17 protein-coding genes and 2 tRNA genes are annotated in these 22,075 nt (G+C 58.6%); 14 read left to right on the top strand and 5 right to left on the bottom strand.

From position 1 onward, the window contains the following. Nucleotides 1-146 precede the first annotated feature (146 nt). Nucleotides 147-851: a DUF5681 domain-containing protein gene (locus tag D0Y96_RS10550; RefSeq protein WP_117299448.1), complete on the top strand. Its 705-nt coding sequence runs from the start codon at nucleotides 147-149 to the stop codon at nucleotides 849-851. A gap of 27 nt (nucleotides 852-878) precedes the next feature. Continuing rightward, nucleotides 879-1,319: a DUF5615 family PIN-like protein gene (locus tag D0Y96_RS10545; RefSeq protein ID WP_117299446.1), complete on the top strand. Its 441-nt coding sequence runs from the start codon at nucleotides 879-881 to the stop codon at nucleotides 1,317-1,319. Nucleotides 1,320-1,422: 103 nt separating this feature from the next. Here the strand turns inward: D0Y96_RS10545 and D0Y96_RS10540 are convergent, their stop codons facing one another. Further along, the gene (locus tag D0Y96_RS10540) at nucleotides 1,423-1,962 is read right to left on the bottom strand and encodes a DUF6680 family protein (RefSeq protein WP_117299445.1); all 540 of its coding nucleotides are present in this window, start codon (nucleotides 1,960-1,962) and stop codon (nucleotides 1,423-1,425) included. A 116-nt stretch (nucleotides 1,963-2,078) separates the two neighbouring features. On the opposite strand from D0Y96_RS10540, the gene D0Y96_RS10535 reads away from it, so the two are divergent. The 3 genes from D0Y96_RS10535 (at nucleotide 2,079) to D0Y96_RS10525 (ending at nucleotide 3,832) form a co-directional block, all read left to right on the top strand. After that, nucleotides 2,079-2,771 carry a recombinase family protein gene (locus D0Y96_RS10535; RefSeq protein WP_252263645.1) on the top strand — a complete coding sequence of 231 codons (693 nt, stop codon included), beginning with the start codon at nucleotides 2,079-2,081 and terminating at the stop codon, nucleotides 2,769-2,771. A gap of 241 nt (nucleotides 2,772-3,012) precedes the next feature. Beyond that, nucleotides 3,013-3,267: a hypothetical protein gene (locus tag D0Y96_RS10530; protein WP_147325005.1), complete on the top strand. Its 255-nt coding sequence runs from the start codon at nucleotides 3,013-3,015 to the stop codon at nucleotides 3,265-3,267. Between the two features lie 58 nt (nucleotides 3,268-3,325). Continuing rightward, complete coding sequence (locus tag D0Y96_RS10525; RefSeq protein ID WP_117299438.1) at nucleotides 3,326-3,832, top strand: hypothetical protein; 507 nt, start codon at nucleotides 3,326-3,328, stop codon at nucleotides 3,830-3,832. A gap of 133 nt (nucleotides 3,833-3,965) precedes the next feature. Here D0Y96_RS10525 and D0Y96_RS10520 read toward each other — a convergent pair whose 3' ends face one another. Then, entirely contained in the window at nucleotides 3,966-5,777 is a 1,812-nt protein-coding gene (locus tag D0Y96_RS10520) for an AAA family ATPase (protein WP_117299436.1), read from the bottom strand. A gap of 777 nt (nucleotides 5,778-6,554) precedes the next feature. Between D0Y96_RS10520 and D0Y96_RS10515 the strand changes: the two genes are divergently transcribed. Next, nucleotides 6,555-7,715 (top strand): tyrosine-type recombinase/integrase, encoded by a 1,161-nt coding sequence (locus tag D0Y96_RS10515; protein ID WP_117299434.1) that lies wholly within the window; start codon nucleotides 6,555-6,557, stop codon nucleotides 7,713-7,715. A gap of 88 nt (nucleotides 7,716-7,803) precedes the next feature. Here the strand turns inward: D0Y96_RS10515 and D0Y96_RS10510 are convergent. Further along, nucleotides 7,804-7,881: transfer RNA gene (locus tag D0Y96_RS10510), tRNA-Glu, on the bottom strand. Nucleotides 7,882-8,531: 650 nt separating this feature from the next. Between D0Y96_RS10510 and D0Y96_RS10505 the strand changes: the two genes are divergently transcribed. Together D0Y96_RS10505 and D0Y96_RS10500 are read left to right on the top strand one after the other, a co-directional pair. Further along, nucleotides 8,532-9,653: an efflux RND transporter periplasmic adaptor subunit gene (locus D0Y96_RS10505; RefSeq protein WP_252263644.1), complete on the top strand. Its 1,122-nt coding sequence runs from the start codon at nucleotides 8,532-8,534 to the stop codon at nucleotides 9,651-9,653. A gap of 62 nt (nucleotides 9,654-9,715) precedes the next feature. Further along, entirely contained in the window at nucleotides 9,716-12,859 is a 3,144-nt protein-coding gene (locus D0Y96_RS10500; RefSeq protein WP_117299432.1) for an efflux RND transporter permease subunit, read from the top strand. Between the two features lie 104 nt (nucleotides 12,860-12,963). Here the strand turns inward: D0Y96_RS10500 and D0Y96_RS10495 are convergent, their stop codons facing one another. Both D0Y96_RS10495 and D0Y96_RS10490 read right to left on the bottom strand, forming a co-directional pair. After that, nucleotides 12,964-15,015, bottom strand: coding sequence for a DUF1800 domain-containing protein (locus D0Y96_RS10495; protein WP_117299429.1), 2,052 nt, complete (start codon nucleotides 15,013-15,015; stop codon nucleotides 12,964-12,966). 166 nt (nucleotides 15,016-15,181) lie between these two features. Next, nucleotides 15,182-16,282 carry a hypothetical protein gene (locus tag D0Y96_RS10490; RefSeq protein ID WP_147325004.1) on the bottom strand — a complete coding sequence of 367 codons (1,101 nt, stop codon included), beginning with the start codon at nucleotides 16,280-16,282 and terminating at the stop codon, nucleotides 15,182-15,184. A 550-nt stretch (nucleotides 16,283-16,832) separates the two neighbouring features. On the opposite strand from D0Y96_RS10490, the gene D0Y96_RS10485 reads away from it, so the two are divergent. The 6 genes from D0Y96_RS10485 (at nucleotide 16,833) to D0Y96_RS10460 (ending at nucleotide 22,014) form a co-directional block, all read left to right on the top strand. Continuing rightward, nucleotides 16,833-16,920, top strand: a tRNA-Leu gene (locus D0Y96_RS10485). Between the two features lie 266 nt (nucleotides 16,921-17,186). Next, a complete protein-coding gene (gene denD, locus D0Y96_RS10480) occupies nucleotides 17,187-18,161 on the top strand; it encodes a D-erythronate dehydrogenase (RefSeq protein ID WP_117299826.1) in 975 nt (324 codons plus the stop codon). After that, nucleotides 18,158-19,471 (top strand): 3-oxo-tetronate kinase, encoded by a 1,314-nt coding sequence (otnK, locus tag D0Y96_RS10475; RefSeq protein ID WP_117299425.1) that lies wholly within the window; start codon nucleotides 18,158-18,160, stop codon nucleotides 19,469-19,471. Before denD ends, otnK begins: the two co-directional genes overlap by 4 nt. Beyond that, entirely contained in the window at nucleotides 19,464-20,120 is a 657-nt protein-coding gene (locus D0Y96_RS10470; protein WP_117299423.1) for a class II aldolase/adducin family protein, read from the top strand. The genes otnK and D0Y96_RS10470 overlap by 8 nt, the downstream gene beginning before the upstream one ends. Nucleotides 20,121-20,127: 7 nt before the next feature. Continuing rightward, complete coding sequence (gene otnI / locus D0Y96_RS10465; protein ID WP_117299420.1) at nucleotides 20,128-20,919, top strand: 2-oxo-tetronate isomerase; 792 nt, start codon at nucleotides 20,128-20,130, stop codon at nucleotides 20,917-20,919. A 36-nt stretch (nucleotides 20,920-20,955) separates the two neighbouring features. Further along, on the top strand, nucleotides 20,956-22,014 hold the full coding sequence (locus D0Y96_RS10460) for a tartrate dehydrogenase (protein ID WP_117299418.1): 1,059 nt from the start codon (nucleotides 20,956-20,958) through the stop codon (nucleotides 22,012-22,014). Nucleotides 22,015-22,075 lie beyond the last annotated feature (61 nt).

Genomic DNA, 22,075 nt, shown 5'->3' with positions numbered 1-22,075 from the left:
TTCCGCCGCCAGCGCATGGAACGGCTTTGCTCCCCGTTCCATGCCCCACGCTCTCGGCGCTGTTTCCTACCAGTGCCAGCGCCGAGAGCCAAACCAATCCGATAAGAGTTCACTGACAACTGGTGGAGAACGGAGCACGTAGCACCATGAAGAAAGCGAAACCGCAAATCCTACCGCCCACCAAGTCCAATGAACGCCGTTCTCCGGCTGGGCGATATACGAAAGAGAAGCCAAGCCCTTTCGCCTTTAAGCCCGGCCACAGCGGTAATCCTGGCGGCGAGGGAAGGCCCAAAGACCCATATCGGCTGGTGAGCAAGGCCATGCGCAGCCGTCTGAACACACGGGCAACGGATGAGGCCGCATTCGCGGCAGGGCTGGAGCCGGGCGCAAGTTGGGCACAGGTACTCGGAGTCTCGCTGATAAACCTCGCCATCGCGGGCGACGTCCATGCGGCGCGAACCGTGCTCGAATACACGGACCAACCCATGCCGCGTGTTGCGAAACTCGAAGTAACTGGCCCCGATGGCGAACCGCTACAGCCACCGTCTTTGAACATCGTGATTGTCCCCGGTGGAGCGCCGCAGTTGCATGGGCCGCAGCCCGTCGCCATGAAGCTGCCAGCCCGGCAGCAAAGCAGCGAGATGCTTGCCCCTGACCTTGCCGAACGCGCCGCCAATGCTGTGGTGGCAGCGGTGAAAGCAGGCAAGCCGTGCAGTATGGAAACAGTGAATGCCTGCCTGCCGCCCGGCTGGGTGCTGGCCCCGGACGCAGACGTAACCGGGCTGGAACAGGCAGGCGGCAACTCCGCCCACTGGGAGCAGCTTATCCGAGCCGGGGCCGTGCCGAAATAGTTCTTGGGATAGAACTAAAATCATACTGTGGCAAAGAAGCGCGTATTCCTAGACGAATGCTGCGGGGAGGACGGCCTTAGAACCTGCTTCCCTGATAAGGCACATGTGTACATTGCAGCCGATTTTGGTGTGCGCGGAAAAGAAGACCCCACAGTTATCGACGAAGCGATTAAGCGCGGCTGTCTCATCATTACGGTGAACAAGGATTTTGTGGATTACTACCGCGACCACAGGCGGTGCAAGGGTAAGAACGGCACATTCTTCTATGGGCTTATATTCCTGAAATCCAGCAAGACAATGACCAGAAGGCAGCAGTTGCAGGCCGCCTTAAAGGAAATCGCTTGGGCGGAGACCAGAGACCATGACGATCTTGTCTTCGTTTCGGCAACAGGGAAGACCCGCCATGAGCGATTGTGCCATCCCGAATGTGCGGCGGCATTCCCTGCCGAACAAGGCACATGGAGCTAGCGCGGCCCATATACCGACCGGCCCCGGAGCGCTGTGACCTCTCTACGGCGCTGCGAGGGCTGGGGTGATACATGGGGGGGCCGAGGCGATTTGGGTCTGCGACTCATGCACTGGGCTGGTCCGCTTCTTCTGTTTCAGCAGGCAGTTCATTTACAAGATGAACCGGAAGCGCAAACTTTCCTCGGAAAAGGCGCACCACGCCCTTGCGTAAAATCGTTTCCTGCTCTGCCCATGTTCCGTGGGCAACTGGCGAGTAAGCCAGCTTCTCAATTTCAAGGCGAGTAAATTTGTACCGAAGACTACGGCTAAGAGCAAAGATCAGCGCGTTGAACTTTGCATTCCTCTCATTGTAGAATTGCTGTTTTTCCGTAGCAGGTTCTTTTCGGTTTAGGTAATCCAAGTATTCTTTCCAAGCCTCGATAACTTGTGAATCATCTTCAAACTCTAGCCCGATCATATTAAGTGCTTCTACGTGGCGATAGTTTAGGCGAGCAGGGAATTGTCTTGTTGCCCAAATTGCGCGAAATACTTCTCTTTGTCTTTTATCTTTTTCTCTTCTCTTATCCAACTCCCTTTGAATTGCTAAGGCCATAATTGGGCCAATGATCAACGCCAAGATCGTGAGAATATCTGTCAACTTCACGCCTCTAGCACCTCCCTCTTCTGCCAGCCGATTCTAGCTTACTGTACCGATTTCTTCCTTTCGCAGCCCTCCGCCCTGCCTGTAACGTTTGCCACAACACCCGTTGTGGTTGCGTTATGAGAAAGGAAACAGGCATGGCGGCAGGGAAATTCGTTGCATATTACAGAGTGAGCACCCAGCGGCAGGGCCGCAGCGGCTTGGGGTTGGAAGCGCAGCAGGCGGCGGTGCGGGCGTATCTTAACGGCGGCGAATGGAAAATGCTGGCCGAGTTTACGGAGGTCGAGAGCGGCAAGCGCAACGACCGGCCCGCGCTGGCAAAGGCGCTGGCCCTGTGCCGCGTCCATCGCGCCACGCTGCTGGTGGCCAAGCTGGACAGGCTGGCCCGGAACGTGGCGTTTATCTCTGCGCTGATGGAATCCGGGGTGGAGTTCTCCGCCGTGGACTTCCCGCAAGCCAACCGTCTGACCGTCCATGTTCTCGCCGCCGTTGCCGAGCACGAGGCCACTATGATCTCCGAGCGGACGCGGGCGGCTCTGGCCGCCGCCAAGGCGCGGGGCAAAAAGCTGGGCGGGCGGCGCTGGCAGGTCGGCACCGTCGCCCGGCAAGGAGCCGTGGCGAGCTCGATAGTGCGCCGGGCTAGGGCTGCCGACCGGAAAGCCGATCTACTGCCTGTAATCCGCGCCATTCGGGAGAGTGGGGCCGTAACGCTGCGGCAGGTGGCGGCGGCATTAAATCGGCAGGGCGTTCCGGCGATGCGCGGCGGCCTGTGGACTGCGGCACAGGTGCGGCTATGTGGCCCTAACTGTTGACCCACGAAAGAACTTAAAATGCAGCGATCGAACGGCGGAGTTGTAACTTATCCTTTGCGACTCGCGGGGATGGGGCCGCTCAAACTCAACAGTGCATAATAGATACAAAATTATGTTCCGTTGCCTCAGATGTGGATGTTCTAGAACGGATGCCAGAGGATTTCTGTCATGTATCCTCTGTGGTGCTGCATGTGGTCTCCGCACAGAGCAGTGCTATATCACTGACGACACGAAAGCTAAATTGCTGGCGCATGCTGAGGAATTGAAAGGTTTCGGCCTAACGCTCGAAGAGCATGAATTAGTAAGCAAAGATGCGAAGACCACCATTGCAGCCATAGGATTGGCGATACAGATAGCGCGTGAACTGCGACACGAAGGCATGCTGCGAAAGCTGATTCTGTACCTTCACGAACTGGCAATTTCAAGGGATGAAATTTTGCGGCTGCGATTGGCCGAGCCAGAAGATGTAGACAAAATACTCAACGAAAAAGAGTAAAGCCCAGTTTAAGCTGAGCTCTATTCAACAACCTTGGAAAAGATGAGACACTTCCCGCATGACATTCTGGCAGGAAGTGGCGGCTGGTTTTCTTGGCAACGTACTTGCTGGCTTCCTGCTGGTCGCGCTGTACGTACTGATTCAGTGGTTTTTGCAGGTAACGGATATTACCATCGGCTATGGCTGGAAATGGGACGGTCCGCCAGATAATGCCCGAAACGTGCGGCCCGCTTTCGATATACGGAATCTTTCTCGGTCCCGAACCTACAAGCTATCGAACGTTGCCTATCTAAAAGATGGACGTCCAGTTGCACCCTTCGACAACAGGTCCGTGTGGGGCAGGGAGCTAGGACCGGGGTGCATCGACATCGTAGAAGCTGCACCAGTTGCGAGTTTTACATCACTTGACCAAGCCATGAAATCCGAAGTCCATGTGCGCTTACAGGGAAAGCGTCTGTTTTGGCTGCAAGGAGTGGGACCGGGACAGCAACGCAAAGGGCGGCTGCAACGTGCTGCATTCTGGCTGCGAGACAAACTGGAACGAATGGCATTTCCTCTGGAATAACCGGGAGGCCAATGGGATAGGCGGCACCCTAATACGTTATGGTGCCTATGCTGCCTATGGTGTGCATGGGTGGTAACCATAGGCAGCATACACAGCATAGGCAGTAAAAGTGTGTATTAGAGCGCTGCTTGCCCTACTCACTCATCTGGGCCGCCTTCTTTCTGGCGAATTTAAATTCCTGCAACGCCCAGACCCATGCCCCACCCTCGCCCTCGCGGGATTTTGCGACTCCCAGTTCTTTCCCCGCCTTCTGCAGAACCTGTAGAGAAAACTCACCATCTCTACCCTCTACCAGAGCATTCACCGGTTTCGGGCCATCTGCCAGCGCGGTCAGCAGATACTTCTGCGCTCGACCGATCTGTGTCTCTCGTCGTTTGCCAGCGTCCGGCGCGGCCAGATCGGCGGCGGTTAGCTCCGATGTGCCCTTCCAGGCGACCTTCGCAGTATTGTCTTTGCCTTCTATGGAGAAGCGCAGGGATTCTCCCAGTGGGCCAATGTTGCTTTTTGTGTGAACGAGAGCGCGGTTCTGTGGTTCGTCGGGAGCGGTGCCAACCATCATTACTGAACGCATGGCTCCTGTGATGTCGATGCTGCCGAGTCCCTTGTGGACGGCACGCCCACCGGAGGACTTGGCCAGATGGCGAATTATCAAGATGCAGATATTAAGTCGCTCCGCGACCTTTGCCAATGCGTCGAGCAGTGGGCGCGTCTCGTTCGCTTTGTGACTGTCGACATTCGCGCCCATATAACTTTGGAGTGGGTCAATGATTACGAGCCGAGCATGTGTCTTCTTAATTGCCATCTCGATTGTTCCCACGTCTGCCAGCGTAATTGTTCTCTCAGTACCGTCGTGGTTCCGAGCGCCGTTAAGAACGAACAGTCGTTTCTGGTCGCCTCCCATCGCGGAAAATCGCTGCTTAGTCGTAATGGCTGTGATGTTCTCATAGCTCATGTATAGGGTATTAAAAGGCTGGCATTTCGCCTTCGAGTATGGCTGTTGTCCTCTCGACCCCCGAGCAGCAATCTCCAGCGCGATGAATGTTTTGCCATCCCCGGGGTTGCCCTCCAGACCAGAGAGCATCGAAAACGGAAGGCGTTGGTCCCATAGGTACTCGACCTCCCGAGCTTCCACATCCGCAACGCATTCGATAATGGGAACGCCAGCAGCTTCAGAGTTGTAGGGCTGTGCGGCATCCAACTGCAACTGGAGACCGGCATCGCCGCTGCGCCCGATCAAGTCGTCCAGACCGGCACGTGGGGCGAATTGCGGGATGCGAACGATATAGACCACCGCGCCCAGCTTCGCCAGTTTTCGCGCCAGTGCCTGCTCGTGGTGCCGAACGTCCGGGTTGCTTTCGGCATCCGCGTCGAAACAGATATAGACCTTGCGTCCCTTCCATATGACTCGTCGGAGAGAAGCGTGTAGCTCGTCGCCGGAACCGTGGCCGTTCACGCCGGGGAGCGCGATTACATATCGCTCGTGCTTTGCTCCGGCCAAACTGCGCGTCGGGCCTTCGCTCAGAATCATGTCAACCTTCGCGTCCTTAAAGGCGCGTTTCCAGTCCATGCTGGGCGCGAAGTACGGCTCATAGGGCGAATCCTTACGTTGGCTAAATTTGCGTTCCTTCGCCTTACCCTTTTCCGTGTATGGAATCGGATGCTGGTGGCGAAGCGGGCCGCTGGTAAGGCGCTGGTGTGTTATGGGATCGTTCGAGTGGAAGATAATGCCGCCCCTGCGGACATAGCCATGCCGACCTGCACCGGCATCGTCCACCCGTTCGCAATCGCTCTTCTTTGCAAATTCCCAGTCGAAGCCGCGCTCGGTGCAGTAGCGTGCTGCCCATGCTTCGGGCGACTCGATGGCTGGCGTTACTTGTTTCGACTTACCAAGTGACTTACTGGATTTACGTTTATTCGATAACTTATTATGTGGTATACTTACCATAAGTGCTTACCTTTTCACTTGTGCTTCCATGGCTATAGGCGGCGTAACCTAGTCCGGGTGCGTCGCCTTTCTTATTGCAGTTAGGCGACAATTGCAGGCCGGGTGTTTTCGGTAATCAAGCGCTGCACTTCTGCTAAAGGGATAAGTAGCCTCGAATTTGGGCCACCGAGCTTCACGCTCGAAACTACCCCTTGATATGCACGGGTACGCCAAGTCCATTGGGACTCGCCGGTAATGCGTTCGCATTCCTGTACGGTTAAAAGGCGGATTGGTTCAAGATCATCGGTGTGGGCTGCGGAACGGCTGGGTACGGCACCCCGCTTGGTGGCGCGGAGCGCATGAGCGCGAGTGTGCGTTTGGGTGCGCATGGCAAATCCTCAAGTTCTGGAATTGGCCAAGGCTGTCGACGGGAGCTAACTCTCCCTACGGAACCAGCGTCCCGTGCACGACAGATCGCGGTAACTGCTAGTAGGTGCCTTCACTGCATTGCCGTCCTATGTACGGCGAAGGCTTCCCGCGACCTCTTCCCTGTACCTGCCCGGAGCATTCAAGCCAGTATTTCGGCCTGCGCTTCCAAGGCTGCGCAATAGGTAAGTTAACTATACCAAAGCTAAGTGTGCGCAGCAAGCTACACGGCAACCACGCCAAGACTATTGCCATAGTTGGCCATTTCGCATAGGTGCGAAACTACTCAGTTATAACTACCGAGTTACAACAGGAATTGTCATAGGACATAGAACGACGCGGCGTTATGCTTTTCATGGGGAGCCAATCGCAATGGCTAAAAAGGCAAAACAGCAGTGGGACGGCATCTACCAGCGGAAGGACAGACCGGGCTTTTGGGGTAGCTGGAAAGACGCGCAGGGCCGCCGCCGTACACGGAAGTTCAACGTCTACACGTTGCAGCAGGCGCAGGCCGCGCTGGCGGCGGAAAAGCACAAGGTCGAAGAGGCCATCCGGTTCGGCAAGCCTCTCCCCACCGAGGATAGTTTCGCCCAATTCGCTACGGAGTTCTTAAATTACCAGGAACGTCGCATCTCGCCTGTGGTCGTAAAAGGCAAGATCAGCCGAACGGAGTACAATCGGCAGGCCGGAATCGTGGAACGGCACCTTACACCATTCTTCGGCGATATGAAACTGGCTGCCATCCGCCGCGCCGACGTTATTCGGTACATCCACAGCCGTATGGGCGAGGTAGGCGACGGTACCGTCATCAAGGAATGCAACACACTCAAGCGTCTGTTTAATGTCGCCATCGAGCTGGACAAGATCGGGGCCAACCCGGCGCACAAGGCTCCGCTGCCCAAAGCGCCGGAAGGCCGCGTCCGCTGGCTTACCAACAACGAACTGCATAAGGTTTTCAAAGAGTGCTACATTCCGCCCGACGGAGACGGGAACGAGCAAGAGCAATGGCTACAGCAAGCGGCGGGCCTTGCCCTCTCGCTCGGCGCTCGCCGTGGCGAACTGCTCCACACTACCCTGCCGGACGTAAACCTCGATTCGCGCACCGTAATGTTGCGGCAAACGAAAAACGGGAAAGCCCGTCCGGCCTTTATTAACGATCTGGCCATGCAGGTGCTTATGTCTATGCAGGTGCCCGAACGGAAGAAGAAGCGCGACCGAGGCCCACTGTTCTCCGGTTTTACGCCCGAACAATTGTCCATGCGCTTTATCCGTGCCTGCCGCGACGCCGGTATCGAGGACTTTAGCCTCCACGATCTGCGCCACTGCTACGCCAGCCATCTCCGCATGGCCGGGGCAGACCTGCACGATCTTAAGGAACTGCTGGGGCACAGCGACCTGCGAATGACCATTAGGTATGCGCATTTGTCGCAGGCGCACCTAAGCGCCGCCGCAGCCCGGCTGAATGGCGTGCTTACGTTGGCACCCACGGTCCCACCGACCGACGAAACACCAGCGCCCGACAGCGAGAAATAGCCCGGTTTTGCATGGGGCAATTGCTACCAATTTGCTACCGAGCAATTTTAGATTTTGGCGGTTTGGAGTATAAGTGCTTTGCTTTGTTTGGCGTCCCCGACGGGATTTGAACCCGTGTTATCGCCGTGAAAGGGCGGTGTCCTGGGCCGGGCTAGACGACGGGGACGAGCAGGAAATGGCAGGAATTGCCACACTGAGAATATCAGGCGGCATGGCTCGCGTCAAAAAGCTCACATCATCGCTTCGAGCGGTCGACAAAGCCCGGAGCGGCCGGTAAAGCCATCGCACGAAACGCCCCTTCGGCCATCACAACCGACCCCGCTCGTCACATGCTGCGGGATGCAGATCACATATCCGGACATATACCGGAGAGCTATATAAGGATAAACAGATAAAATGGACGCGCAGCATTGGCATGCTGCTGTCCTGCAGGGAAACGGATGACATCATCCGTCTGCTTAATGGTTTTATTTGTTATGGATGCCCGGCGCACGCCTGCCGCTGAAGATGGCCGCAGCAGGCAGACAGCCCGTCTATTCGGGGAGCAGTTTTCTCTGCGCCGCGTATTCTGTTTACGTCACGGTTTACGGTCTGTTTTTTAGTGTGTTTTTGTCCACATTCGGACATAAACAGCTCCCGTAACAGCGGATGAGCATAGTTGCGTGATTTCGTGAAGCCTTCGCTCACGACGCGAATCCAAATGACAACCGTACGCTGATCCAGGTTGGCTTGATTCAGACCGAAGAGACTGTATCCGGACCTCACCGCCCTCAGCCCGCGGCGCACCCTGTCCCACTGATTCAGGAGACCAATATTTTGAAGACGCAGCAGTTTTTCTGGTTCGCTCCTCTGACACTGGCTCTCGTTTCGGGCCTCACCGCCTGCAGCAAAGCTGCACCGCAGGCCGGCCCGCCCCAAAGCCAGGCGCTGCCTGTGCAGACGATGACGGTTTCCTCCGCTCCGGTGCCGCAATCAGATGAATACGTATCGACCATCAAGTCCCGCCGCTCTGCCACCATGAATCCGCAGGTGGACGGCAATCTGACCCGCATCCTTGTGCACTCGGGAGAGTTTGTCAAAGCCGGCCAGGAGCTGATGGAGATCGATCCGTCGAAGCAGCAGGCCACGGTGATCGCACAGCAGGCGACCGAGCAGCAGAAGCTGGCGCTGTACAAGTACAACCAGCTGCAGATAGATCGCCAGCGCAAGCTCTTCGCCGACGGAATCATCAGCCGCGACGCGCTCGACCAGGCCGAGCAGGCATTCAGCAACTCAAAGGCCGATTACGAGTCCTCCATCGCGACCCGTCAGATGCAGGAAAAAGAGCTGGGTTATTACCACATCAACGCTCCGTTTGACGGTGTGGTGGGAGATATCCCGGTCCACCTCGGCGACTACGTTTCTCCGACGACGCTGCTGACAACCGTCGATGAAAATCGCGATCTCGAGGCCTACATCTATATCCCCACCGAACGTGCCGCTGAAGTGCGCAGGGGGCTGAACGTTGAAATCGTCGACAACAGCGGAAATTCAATCGAGCACACGGCAATCGACTTCGTCTCTCCGCAGGTGGACGATGGACTCCAGGGCATTCTGGTCAAGGCGCCGGTGCGTTCGAGCGCTCTGCGCAACGAGCAGCTCGTTAAGGCGCGCGTGATCTGGTCCACGTCGCCGAAACCGGTTGTTCCCGTATTGGCTGTAACGCGTCAGGGCGGACAGACCTTTGTGTACACAGTGGACGATAAGGGCGGCAAGTACTTTGCGAAGCAGCAGCCTGTAACCGTTGGCGACACGGTCGGAAATGACTATGCCGTGCTTGGCGGTCTGCAGAACGGCGAGAAGGTCATCGTCTCCGGAACGCAGTTTCTGATCGACGGCATGCCGATCATGCCGATCGGCGGCGCTCCCGGAGCCGCGCCGAGCGGCGCCGGAAACTGAGCTGCCGCTGCAAAGCCAGCGCACCTTATTTATTTGCATAAGAACCGAATTGCGAGGCTCCTGTGGTTGATTTTTTTATTCACCGGCCGGTGTTTGCAACCGTTTGTGCACTGCTGATCATCCTTGCAGGCGCGGTTTGCATCCCTACTTTGCCGATCTCTCTGTATCCGACGCTGGCTCCGCCCCAGGTTACGGTAACCAGTAACTACGTGGGCGCCAGCGCGCAGGTGGTCGAATCCGCGGTCACGATTCCTCTTGAAGAACAGATCAACGGCGTCGAGGGAATGCGTTATATTTCGTCGAGCAGCGCCAATGACGGAACCAGCACCATCACCACAACCTTCCGCACCAACTACGACCTGAATATCGCGGCTGTCGACGTGCAGAACCGCGTCTCTGCGGCGCAGGGCAGACTGCCGCAGGAGGTAAAGAATACAGGCGTAACCATCACCAAGGCGAACTCGAACTTCGTCTTCGCTGCCGCATTTATTTCGCCCGGCAATCGCTACTCCAATCTCTTCATCAGCAACTATGTCGACGTTTACGTGAAGGACGCGCTGAAGCGCATCCCCGGCGTCGGTGATGTGGTGATCTTCGGTGAGCGCAAATACGCCATGCGCATCTGGCTCGATCCGGATCGCCTTGCGGCACGCGGCCTCACTGCCTCCGACGTGACGACGGCTCTCTCCGAGCAGAACGTCGAGATTCCGGCAGGACAGGTCGGGCAGCCCCCCTCCGACCAGAAGCAGAATTATCAGATCACGGTCCGAGTGGTCGGCCGTCTTTCCGATCCCGTTCAGTTCGACAACATCATCCTGAAAAACACTCCTGCCGGTATCGTGCAGCTCAAAGACGTAGGACACGCCGATCTCGGCGCTGAAACCTATTCAACCGATCTGCGATATAACGGCGGAAACGCCATCGGCGTCGGCGTGCAGCAGCTGAGCAACGCCAACGCGCTCGAAGTGGATCGCGAGGCCAAAGCGGCGCTCGATCAGCTTGCGAAGTCCTTCCCTCCGGGGCTGACCTACGTCATCCCGTTCGACACGACGACGGTCGTCGGCGACTCGATCAGTGAAGTGGTGGTGACACTCGCAGAAGCGATCGTCATCGTCATCGCGGTCATCTTCCTCTTCCTGCTCGACTGGCGCGCGACGATCATTCCGGCGATCACCATCCCGGTCTCGCTCATCGGCACCTTCGCGTTCATCAAGGTCTTCGGCTTCTCGATCAACTCGCTCACCATGTTCGGCATTACGCTGGCCACAGGTCTGGTCGTCGACGACGCCATCGTCGTCATTGAGAACGTGCAGCGGCACATCTCGCAGGGCGATCGCGAGCCGCATCACGCGACCTCCGTCGCCATGTCTGAGGTGACGAGCGCCGTCGTCGCTACCTCTCTGGTGCTGATCTCCGTCTTCGTGCCGGTATCGTTCTTCCCCGGAACAACCGGCATTCTGTACCGCCAGTTCGCACTGACCATCGCCTTCGCCATCGCTATCTCGGCCTTCAACGCTCTCACGCTGTCACCGGCGCTGTCAGCGCTCATCCTTCGCGGCGAAAAGCCCAAGCATGGCCTCTTCCGCTGGATCGACAGCGGCATCCACTCGTTAAACAATCTCTATGCCTCTGTCACCCATCGGGTTCTGCGTGCGCGCTATCTGATGCTTGTGCTGTTCTTCGCGGGCCTCGCGGCAACCGTCTATCTCTACCGGAAAGTGCCGACTGCCTTTGTGCCTTCTGAAGATCAGAATTACCTCATTTGCATTGTCCAGGCTCCGCAGGGCGCTTCACTGGCTTACACCAGCGATGTGGCCGATCGCGCGACGAAGCTTATCCGTCAGGATAAGGATGTCTACGGCACCTTTGCCGTCATGGGTTTCAGCCTCGACGGTGGCAGTTCGTCGAACTTCGGACTCATCTTCGTTCCGCTGAAGTCGCAGGATCTTCGTAAAAAGGAAGGCCCTGGACACACCGCTGCGGATATTCAGGCAGCGCTTGGGCCAAAGCTCTTCACCGTTCCAGGCGGTCTCGTGGTGCTGCGCGAGCCTCCTGCGATTCAGGGTCTGGGCAGCTACGGCGGGTTCGCATTCGAGCTCCAGGACCGCGGCCGCAACACGCTCGGCGATCTGGATCGCGTGGCGCATACCATGATCGGAGCCAGCGCTCAGTCGAAGGACGTCAGCAATCTTTACACCAGCTACACATCGAACGATCCTCAGCTGCTGGTGACGATTGACCGTGAAAAGGCGAAGGCGATGAACGTGTCGCTCGATCAGATCAGTTCCACGCTGAGCGTCTTCATGGGGTCGGAGTATGTGAACGATTTCGACTTTAATAACCGCTCCTATCGCGTCTACGTGCAGGCCGATCAGCAGGATCGCATGAAAGCGAGCGACCTGCGCCGCTTCTACGTGCGAACCGGCACCGGCCAGATGGTCTCGCTGGACAATCTGGTCTCCATCGAGCAGGCCTCCGGTCCGCAGGTCATCAGCCACTATGACCTCTTCCGGTCGGCTGAGATCGACGGACAGCCGGCCCCCGGTGTCAGCTCCGGCCAGGCGCTGGCAGCCATGGAAAACCTGGCGAAGAAATACATGATGCCGGGAATGAGCTACGAGTGGACCGGGTTATCGCTCGAAGAGATCGAATCGCAGGGCAAAGCCATCATCATCTTCGGCCTCGGCATTCTGGTCGTCTATCTGACGCTGTCTGCCCAGTACGAAAGCTTTGCACTGCCATTCATCATTCTGTTGTCCGTGCCAATGGCCGTGCTCGGCGCGCTGGGCGCGGTTGCCATGCGAGGCTTCGCTGACGACGTCTACTGTCAGATCGGCCTTGTCATGCTCATCGGCCTGTCGGCCAAGAACGCAATTCTGATCGTCGAGTTTGCCGAGCAGATTCGCGAGCAGGGCAAGTCCATCATCGATGCCGCCATCGAAGCTGCAGAGCTGCGGCTGCGACCCATCCTGATGACCTCGTTTGCATTCATTCTCGGCGTGCTGCCGCTCTACTTTGCCACGGGCGCAGGAGCTCTGGGACGGCGTTCCGTCGGCACCACGATCGTCGGCGGCATGCTCGTCTCGACCGTGCTGAACCTCTTCTTCATTCCGGCGCTGTATGTCATCCTGCAGACCATGCTTGCGCCGCTGCACCGCAAGCACCCGAAGAAGAGCGAGGAACCGGTAGCCCAGCTGCAGTCGTAATCCGTATCAAAACTCATAAGGAGGGGCATATTCGCCCCTCCTTTTCTTTTTGCGCCGAAATACTTTAAGCTGGCTGCGCAATTTGCATCATTGACTGATACAAATTAACGGCGCTGAAAATCCGGAGAGCCCAGCAGCAGAGCGGCAAGAATTGAAGCATCGTGATCGCGCGGTGGAGAGATAGGCTGAGACGCCGCCAGCATCAGCCCGAATTCACGTCCGCGAATAAAAGGGACAGGTTTCACTTTCTGCGGCTGTGGCGATGCATCCGTCGCCGCTGCCTGCTGCTGCGCGCTCAGCTCATCCAGAGCCGCCCTGCGTGTGTGAGGCGAAACCTCGCCATGCATCAAAGCCGATGCAAGACGAACAGCCTTGCCATCCGGAGTCGATGGCGCATCCCCCGCTTCATCCATCAGCCTGTCGAAGTGCATCACGGTGCCTGCATCGTTACCGGCCAGGGCCAGCCCGAAGTTCATTCGATCCAGAAGGTCCCCGCTGCTGAGCCAGGCATCGGCCTTCCACGGATATCCATTTGGTGTCTGGCAGCCGTAAAACGGCATGCCCAGTTGCGCCAGCGCCTCCACCAGCGCAACCGGATGCTGCACTTCCCCACCCGACGCGCGCACCGCCGAGATCACATACTCTTCCGGCGTTTTGATTTTCGCGCGATACGCATCCTTCGACCAGAACTCAGGCGAGGTCAGCATCGTGCGCAGCACCTCACGAATCTCCCCGCCCGTCTTCATCCAGGTCGCGGCCATGCGATTCACCAGCGCAGCCGGCGGATCGTCGCCGACAAACCGCTCCGCCAGCTCTTCGGAAATAAAATGCGCAGTGGCGGGACTGGTCGCCAGCAAATGAAGAACCTCCAGCCCCTCCTGCTCCCCGTCTTCCTGGATAACATGGCGCAGAACATACTTTGAGCCGGGCTCGTGGCGGCGCTCATTGAAGGTAAAGCCACCGCCCTGATTCGGCCGGTCGATCGTCCATCCGCTGAAAACCTTCGCTACCTCGATCACATCGTTCTGCGTGTAGCCGCCGTTCACGCCCAGCGTATGCAGCTCCATCAGCTCACGCGCATAGTTTTCATTCAGCCCGAGCGCGAGCTGCTTCGTATCGTTGCCTACCGCCGGCACAGCAGCGGCACGCATCGCCGCCACCGAGTGCGGCCCCACGCTCTCCGTGTTATCGAGATAAAACAGCATCGCGGGACTCTGCGCCGTCGCAACCAGCAGATCTTCAAACCTTCCCAGCGCGTGCGGACGAATCACCCTATCCTGATACTCGGCCAGATACCAGGGAGCGAACGGGCCCTTGCGCAGATAGACATTGAAGTGGTTCAGCCAGAAGTCGGTCATCACTGCCTCAAGCTGGCGCTCGCTGTAGATGTCCCGAAGCATGCGCGTCGCCACCACCTCACTCCCCACCACCAGCTGCGGGTTCATCAGCGCAAAAACCGTTTCGCGCTGCTGCGGAGTCAGTCCGGCAAACAATGCAATGCGATCGGGACGGCGCAGTTGCCGGATAAAATCCTGAAACTGCTGCGGTGGCATCGCAATCAGCGCATTTACACGCTGTTCGGGAGGCATGCTCACTATCTTTGCCGCATCCAGATCGACATATAACTGCTCCTCCTGACGCGCCGCCGAAGAAGCATCGCCGTGCATTCCACCGGCAGCTTGCTCTGCCTGTCCCTTTTTGTTCTGCTGGCGCATTTCAAGAGCCGCAATCTGATCGGTATAAATCGCATGTTCGACGGGATCGGCCGGAACAGGCAGGCGTCCATTTTCTGCGCCGCGAATCATAGCCGGTGAAGGAAAGCGCTCGATCAGCTCATGAAGATCAAGCTGCATCGCCGGATAAGCGGAGAGCCGCGCTTCGAGCGCCGAGTCATCGATCGACCCGGGACGAAGCTGTTGATCGATCCACGCATCGATGCCCATTGCCTTCGCCTTGTTCACATCGCCCGGCCGCGGCCCAAAGCTGAGCCGGTTGAGCACATGCAGCACCCGCTGATCCGGCGTAAGAGCCGACTGCGCGGAAACGGTCCGATGCTTTTGTGAGTGACCGGCCATAGCCGCTCGTGCGCCTGTTCCGGTTGCAAGCGCGGCTGTAACGACCAGAGCAGCGGAAAAACGGCGCCCGACAGACGACATAGTGAACCTCGCACCCGGGTTGTAAACGGATCATTCCCTCTGCGTACGGACCCGGGAAAACAATCAAAGTCGCGGCATCGCCGGCCACAGGAACCGGCAAGAGCGGAAAGGTAATCCTGTCTTTGACCAAAGGGATGAGGGCACGTTCCCTGGCATGATATGCGGCTTACTTCATGGGGGCGATGGCCTGCCTGCCGGCCTCCATGAGGTTCCCTCCGCGATAGATGGAATCCGGGTCCGGTTCATTCCATACGTACCAGAAGATTCCTCCGAGGCGTCCCTGCCGGTAAAGCCTGAGCAGATAAGCGCGCATCTCTGCGACGGAGCGTGCCCGGTCCTGGTCCTGGGCAGAGGTTGCAGCCTTACTGGAAAATCCCCATTCGGTCAGGTAGTAAGGCTTCGTATTTCCCGCTGGAAAGATCTGTTGATCCAGCTGGGCATTGCGGTTGGCGAGCGCGGCCCTGTCTCCTGCCTTTACAACCGGCGGATAGTCGTGGACGCCATAGCCATCCACCAGATTGTCGAGTCCGTGGGCGCGAAGAAATGCATAGGTGGCCGGGATCGAAACACCGTCAATCTTTAAATTCTTCTGCCACTGCCCGCCCGTTGCGCCGGCCAGCCCTGCAGAGATGATGGGCGTATGCCTGTTCAGTCTGGAGTGATCTCGCACGTCCTTCAAAACAGCGAGGACCTTCAGATACTGGAGAAATCCCTGAGCGACCTTCCTCGCTTCCGGGTCCTGGGAGAGGTCCTGAAGATTGAAGGATTTTCCCTGGCCGGGCACCGGAAAATCTCCGTTGAAATCCGCCCAGTTGAGCTCATTACCCAGCTCCACTCCCGCCAGCACCACGCCTTTTTCGTCCAGCTTGTCGAAGATGGCTTGATAATACGTCCGGGAACGCTCCGGATCGGCAGCGGACAGCGGCATGGCGCTCCGCATGTGACTTCTGGCATCGGCGGGACGCGGCAGTATGTTGGGAACGAACTCGGGACCAGACACCAAAACCAGTCCAATACCAGCATCCTGAAGATTCTTCGCCAGGGTCATATTCTTGTCATCAGGCCGCAAAGAGGTGCGCACAAAGCGAACTCCGGAGTGTCTCAACTGCTCGACGATCGTTTGCTGCTCTGCGGCGCTGAAATTCTGAAAGCTATTGACGTTGACGCCGACCGCGCATCCGGGCTCCTGAGCGAGACCCGTCTGCCATGCCATACCGGCCGTGAGGACAAAAGAAAACAGAATGACCGGCAATCGATGGAATGTCATGGCTCTCTCTCAGATGTGTTGCGCGAATGAAAACCTTTGCACGGTCGATGAAACACGACAGACGTGAACTTGTTGTTGCGATCCGGAATATCTTCGAGATCTCCGGCTTAGCGGCAATAAAACGTTCAGCAACGATCGCCTGCAAACAAGCAGTTCTCAAATAGCCTCTGACTGACTGCCGGCTTCATAACCAATCAGACGAGACCACGCAGAAGATACACCGGAGTCGCCAGCGACGGCTGTTGATGGCTGTTTTTCGTGCTCATAGATGCGAACTCGTCTAGCATGCAAAGCCAGGCTTCTCCCTTAAGCAATTGCAGTGAATATAGCTGTGCGCTGTCTTGCAAGCTGAGTGCAAGGTCCTGCAAACCGCTGGAACAGACTAAAAACCGGTATGAGCAGGAAGAAGTACCATGAATCGCTACCGCGAAACATCGCTCATTTATCTGCAACACATGACGCAGGCCCCGGAGGGCATGCCCCGGCATCTGGAAAGTATCACTCAACTTCACAGGAAAAGTGCGATACCCTGTATGAGTCTTTTCCTTAAGCCGGGATGGCGGAACTGGCAGACGCAGCGGACTCAAAATCCGCCGACCCTTGCGGTCGTGGGGGTTCGACCCCCCCTCCCGGCACCAACAAACAAATCAGTTTGACGGTTACGGCAACGACATATCCATTCGTCGAATTGAACAGCTGCCTTCTGCGCAAATACTGCTGATTGATCGGCATTGCACTGTAAATTGTGCGCCTCATACATCTGGCAAGTATGTGGGATTCACCAAAGATCCTGCATGACCGGAACCGCCTCTTCTTTCATCTCTCTGTGCATCGGTCTGTCTGTGTCATACATAACCTCATTGAGTACCCTTTCATTGAGGAGACTATGACGGAGCAAGCCCCTGTGCGAATCCTGATCACCGGCGGCGCCGGATTTCTCGGTGCCCGGCTGGCCGGCATCCTGCTGCAAAGAGGCGTCATCGCCAAAGCGCCCATCCGCGAGCTGTGGCTCGCCGATATCCACGAGCCGCCTCTCGCATTGCAGGCCGACCCGCGCGTGCATGCCGTCTCAGGCGATCTGCTCGAACAATGCCGTGCATGGAAAGGAGACCGGTTCGATCTCGTCTTCCATCTGGCTGCGGCCGTTTCAGGAGAGTGTGAAGACCACTTCGACCTGGGCATGCGTTCAAATTTCGATACCACGCGCGCGCTGCTCGAGTTCCTCCGCGCATCCGGAGCCTCTCCCCGTCTTGTCTTTGCCAGCTCCGTAGCCGTCTTCGGCGCTGACGCCGCGCTTCCCCTCCCTGCCGTCGTGCACGACGACACGTTGCCGCTTCCGCAGTCCTCCTACGGCATCCAGAAGTTCATGTGCGAGCAGCTCGTGGCCGATTACACGCGCCGTGGCTTCATCGATGGCCGCATCCTGCGCCTGATGACCGTTGCGATTCGTCCCGGCAAACCGAACGCGGCAGCTTCCGGCTTTCTCTCCGGCATCATTCGCGAGCCGCTGCACGGCCAGCCCGCAATATGCCCCGTCGCCCTCGAAACACCCGTCGCGCTCGCCTCACCAGGGCGCACGATGGAGGCTCTGCTCGCCATAGCGGAAGCCGATCGCGAGTCGCTCGGCGGACGAACCGCCATCAATATGCCTGCGCTTTCCGTCACCGTCGGTGAAATGCTCGACGCGCTGGAGCGCGTGGTGGGCGCGGAAGCCCGCTCCAGAGTGGAGCTTCGCAGCGACCCGCGGATCGGCCGCATCGTCGGCAGCTGGCCTTCCGTCATTGACAGTGAGCGGGGACGCCGCCTTGGCCTCACACCCGATCCCGACTTTGATTCCGTCATCCGGCAGTTTCTCAGTGAAGATGTGGGTGCTCGATGAGGCAGCCGCTGCTCGGCTGCATCGCCGACGACTTTACCGGAGCCTCCGATCTTGCCAACAATCTGAGCCGCTCAGGCATGCGCGTCCTTCTTACTGCCGGAATCCCTTCGGCGGAAGAGTCACTCGACGCTGATGCCATCGTCATTGCGCTCAAAACGCGAACCGCACCGCCTGCCCGCGCCGTGGCTCTCAGCATCGAGGCATGCCGCCTTCTCAAACAGCGCGGCGTCCGGACCATCTATTTCAAAATCTGCTCCACCTTCGACTCCACATCGGAAGGAAATATCGGGCCCGTGCTCGAAGCGCTCACGGCAGAGCTGCAAACCGGCTTCAGCGTGGTCGCGCCCGCCTTTCCTGAAACCGGCCGCGTCGTGCGCCGGGGGCATCTCTTCGTCAACGGGGTTCCACTCTCGGAAAGCAGTATGCGGACCCACCCTCTCACCCCTATGACCGAGAGTGATCTGCTGCTCCTCCTCGCAGCGCAGCTTCGCCACTTCCCGCACTCCGCCGTCGGCCTCATCGAAGAGGCTTCTGTCTCTCGCTCTGCCGAAGCGATCCGAACGCGGATAAAGCAGCTGCAGGAGCAGCATTGCGCCTTTGCCATCGCCGACACCGAGACCATGGACGATCTCACCCGGCTCGCCGAAGCGCTGCAGGACGCCGCTCTCATCACCGGCAGCTCCGGCCTGGGACTGTGTCTGCCGCGGCAGTGGGGCTTCCAGCCCTCGGCCGAATCGAGCTCTCTTCCACCGGCTGCGGGACGAAGCGTGATCCTCTCCGGCAGTTGCTCCGAGGCCACCCAGGGACAGGTGCAGCATCTGCTCTCCACCGGCGGCGCGGGCTTTTATCTCGATGCCTCTGCTCTTCTCGCCGATCGCTCCGGCACCATTCGCCGCGCCGTCGAGTGGGTGCAGCAGCAGTGGCAGAGCCACCCTGCAGAATCGCCTCTCGTCTACTCCACCTGTTCGGCTGAGCGCCGCTTACATCAACAGAACGCTCCAGTTGAGTCGATGATCGAGCAGGCTTTTGCCGCGCTCGCCGCCGAGCTGGTGCGGCAGGGCGTGGGCCGGCTCATCGTTGCAGGAGGCGAAACCGCCGGCGTCTGCGTGCAGGCCCTCGGCATTCGCCAGCTGCAGATCGGCCCTCAGATCGATCCCGGCGTTCCATGGTGTTATGCTCCGCGCAGCATCGCGCGAGACTCAGGTCTGCACCTCACGCTTAAATCCGGCAACTTCGGAGCGGTAGACTTCTTTACGAAGGCCTTTACCCTTCTTGAAAACACCTCAGCGCGGGAGACTCGCCATGAATGATCCGGAGCTGCGTGAAGAGATCTGCCGCATCGGCCGCTCGCTCTTTGAGCGGCGGTACGTGCATGCCACCGCCGGCAACATCAGTGTCCGCCTCACAGAAGGCTTCCTGATCACGCCCTCCGACGCATGCCTGGGCTTTCTGCGGCCCGAAAAACTCGCCTGGGTCGGCGCCGACGGCGTGCAGATCAGTGGAGACCGCGCCAGCAAAACCCTGGCGCTGCATCGCAGTATTTATGAGGCTGACCCTGACGCCGCCTGCGTGCTCCACACCCACTCCACCGCTCTGGTTGCGCTGACCCTGTCCGGAGTCTGGACCAGTGAAGATATCGTTCCGCCCATCACGCCCTACTTCGTCATGAAGGTGGGCCACGTTCCGCTTATTCCCTATCACCGCCCCGGCGATCCCGCCGTCGCAGGACTGGTCACCGCGGCGATCCATCGCATGCGCGAGCACGCGACGCCGATTCGCGGCGTGATGCTCGACCGCCTCGGCCCCGTCGTGTGGCATCGTTCTCCCGGTGAAGCCATGGCCACGCTCGAAGAGCTGGAAGAGACAGCCCATCTCTGGAGAACCGTGCATCCCAAACCCGCTCCGCTCGACGAGTCCGCCATCGATGAGCTTCGCAAAACCTTCAACGCTTCCTGGTGACCATCTGATGCTGCGTTTCGCCGCCAATCTCACGACCATGTACACGGAATATCCGTTCATGGAGCGCTTCGCTCACGCCGCACACGACGGTTTTCACGGAGTGGAATTTCTCTTCCCGTATGAGCATCCTCCCGAAGCCATCGCGGAAGAGCTGCGCCGCCATCGGCTCGAACAGGTCCTCTTCAATGCCCCGCCCGGAGACTGGTCCGCTGGCGAGCGCGGCATCGCTTCCCTTCCCGGCCGCGAAGAGGAGTTCCGCGAGGGCTTTCTGCGCGCTCTGCACTATGCCGGTATCCTCCGCTGCCCGCGCATTCACGTCATGGCCGGCGTGCCTCCCGCAGAGATCGAACACGCCCACGCGGTGGATCTCTTCCGCACCAACCTTGTCTGGGCGCTCGAAGCCAGCTCCGGCACAGCGATCGATCTCCTGACCGAGCCGATCAACTCCCGCGATATACCTGGCTATCTCTTCAGTCGCCAGGAAGAGGCGCATCGACTGGTTCGTGAGATCGGCAACCGCCGCCTGAAAGTGCAGATGGACCTCTACCACTGCCAGATCATGGAAGGCGACCTGATCATGCGCCTGCGCAGATATCTTGGCGAAGAAGAGAGCCCCGTCGGCCACATTCAAATCGCCGGCGTGCCCGCCCGCCGTGAGCCGGACGAAGGCGAAGTCCATTACGAGAACATCTTCCAGACCCTCGAACAGCTCGGATATCCGGGCTGGATCGGCTGTGAATACAAACCCAGCGCAGGCACCAGTGAAGGACTCGGCTGGTTCCGGCGTTATCGCGCCTGAGCCCCCGGGCAAAAGCGCGCAGGAGAATGGAACGTCATGCAGCAGTTCACCATCGCAGTCATTCCCGGTGACGGCATCGGCAACGAAGTCGTACCCGAAGGCCTTCGTGTTCTCGAACGCATCGGTTCGATCTTCGGCTTCACCTTCCGCTTTCAGCACTTTGACTGGAGCTGCGAGCTGTACAAAAACTCCGGCCGCATGATGCCCGAAGACGGCATCGCCCGTCTTCGCGATCACGACGCCATCTTCTTCGGCGCCGTCGGTTTTCCCGGTGTGCCCGATCACATTTCTCTGTGGGGTCTGCTCATCCCCATTCGCCGCGAGCTCGACCAGTACGTCAACCTTCGCCCTGTGCGCCTCTTCCCCGGCGTCGTCGCACCCGTGCGCGCCGAGGCCGGTGAGATCGACTTCTGGGTGGTGCGCGAAAACTCCGAAGGCGAGTATTCGCAGATCGGCGGACGCCTCTTCGCCGGCACCGCCGATGAGGTCGTCGTGCAGGAATCGGTCTTCACCCGCCGCGGCACCGACCGCATTCTGCGTTACGCCTTTGAATTTGCCGGCAGGCTGGAGCGCAAACATGTCACCTCGGCCACCAAATCCAACGGCCTCTTTTACTCCATGCCCTTCTGGGATGAGCGCTTCGCCGCGATGGCCGCTGAATATCCCGACGTGCAGGCCGATCAGTACCACATCGATATCCTCGCCGCGCGCTTCGTGATGTCTCCACAGCGCTTCAGCGTCGTGGTGGGCAGCAATCTCTTCGGCGATATCCTCTCCGACCTCGGCCCTGGCGTCACCGGCACCATAGGCATCGCCCCCTCCGGCAATATCAATCCCGAGCGTGTGTACCCCTCCATGTTCGAGCCCGTACACGGCTCGGCTCCCGACATCGCCGGCAAAGGCATCGCCAATCCCATCGGGCAGATCTGGTCCGCCGCCATGATGCTCGAACACCTCGGCCAGGCCGAGGCTGCCGCCGCCATCATGTCGGCCATCGAGCGCGTCGTGGCCGGCGATCGCAATCTGCTGACTCCCGACATGGGCGGCAAAGGCACCACGCGCAGCCTGGCCGATGCCATCGTAAACGCTCTCTGATATCCGGATTCCACGATCGATGACCGCCTGACCCTGCATCTTTATCTTCAGTGAATGCCTC

Source organism: Paracidobacterium acidisoli (assembly GCF_003428625.2).
Taxonomy (GTDB): domain Bacteria; phylum Acidobacteriota; class Terriglobia; order Terriglobales; family Acidobacteriaceae; genus Paracidobacterium; species Paracidobacterium acidisoli.
This window is presented reverse-complemented; position numbering and strand designations above follow the sequence as displayed.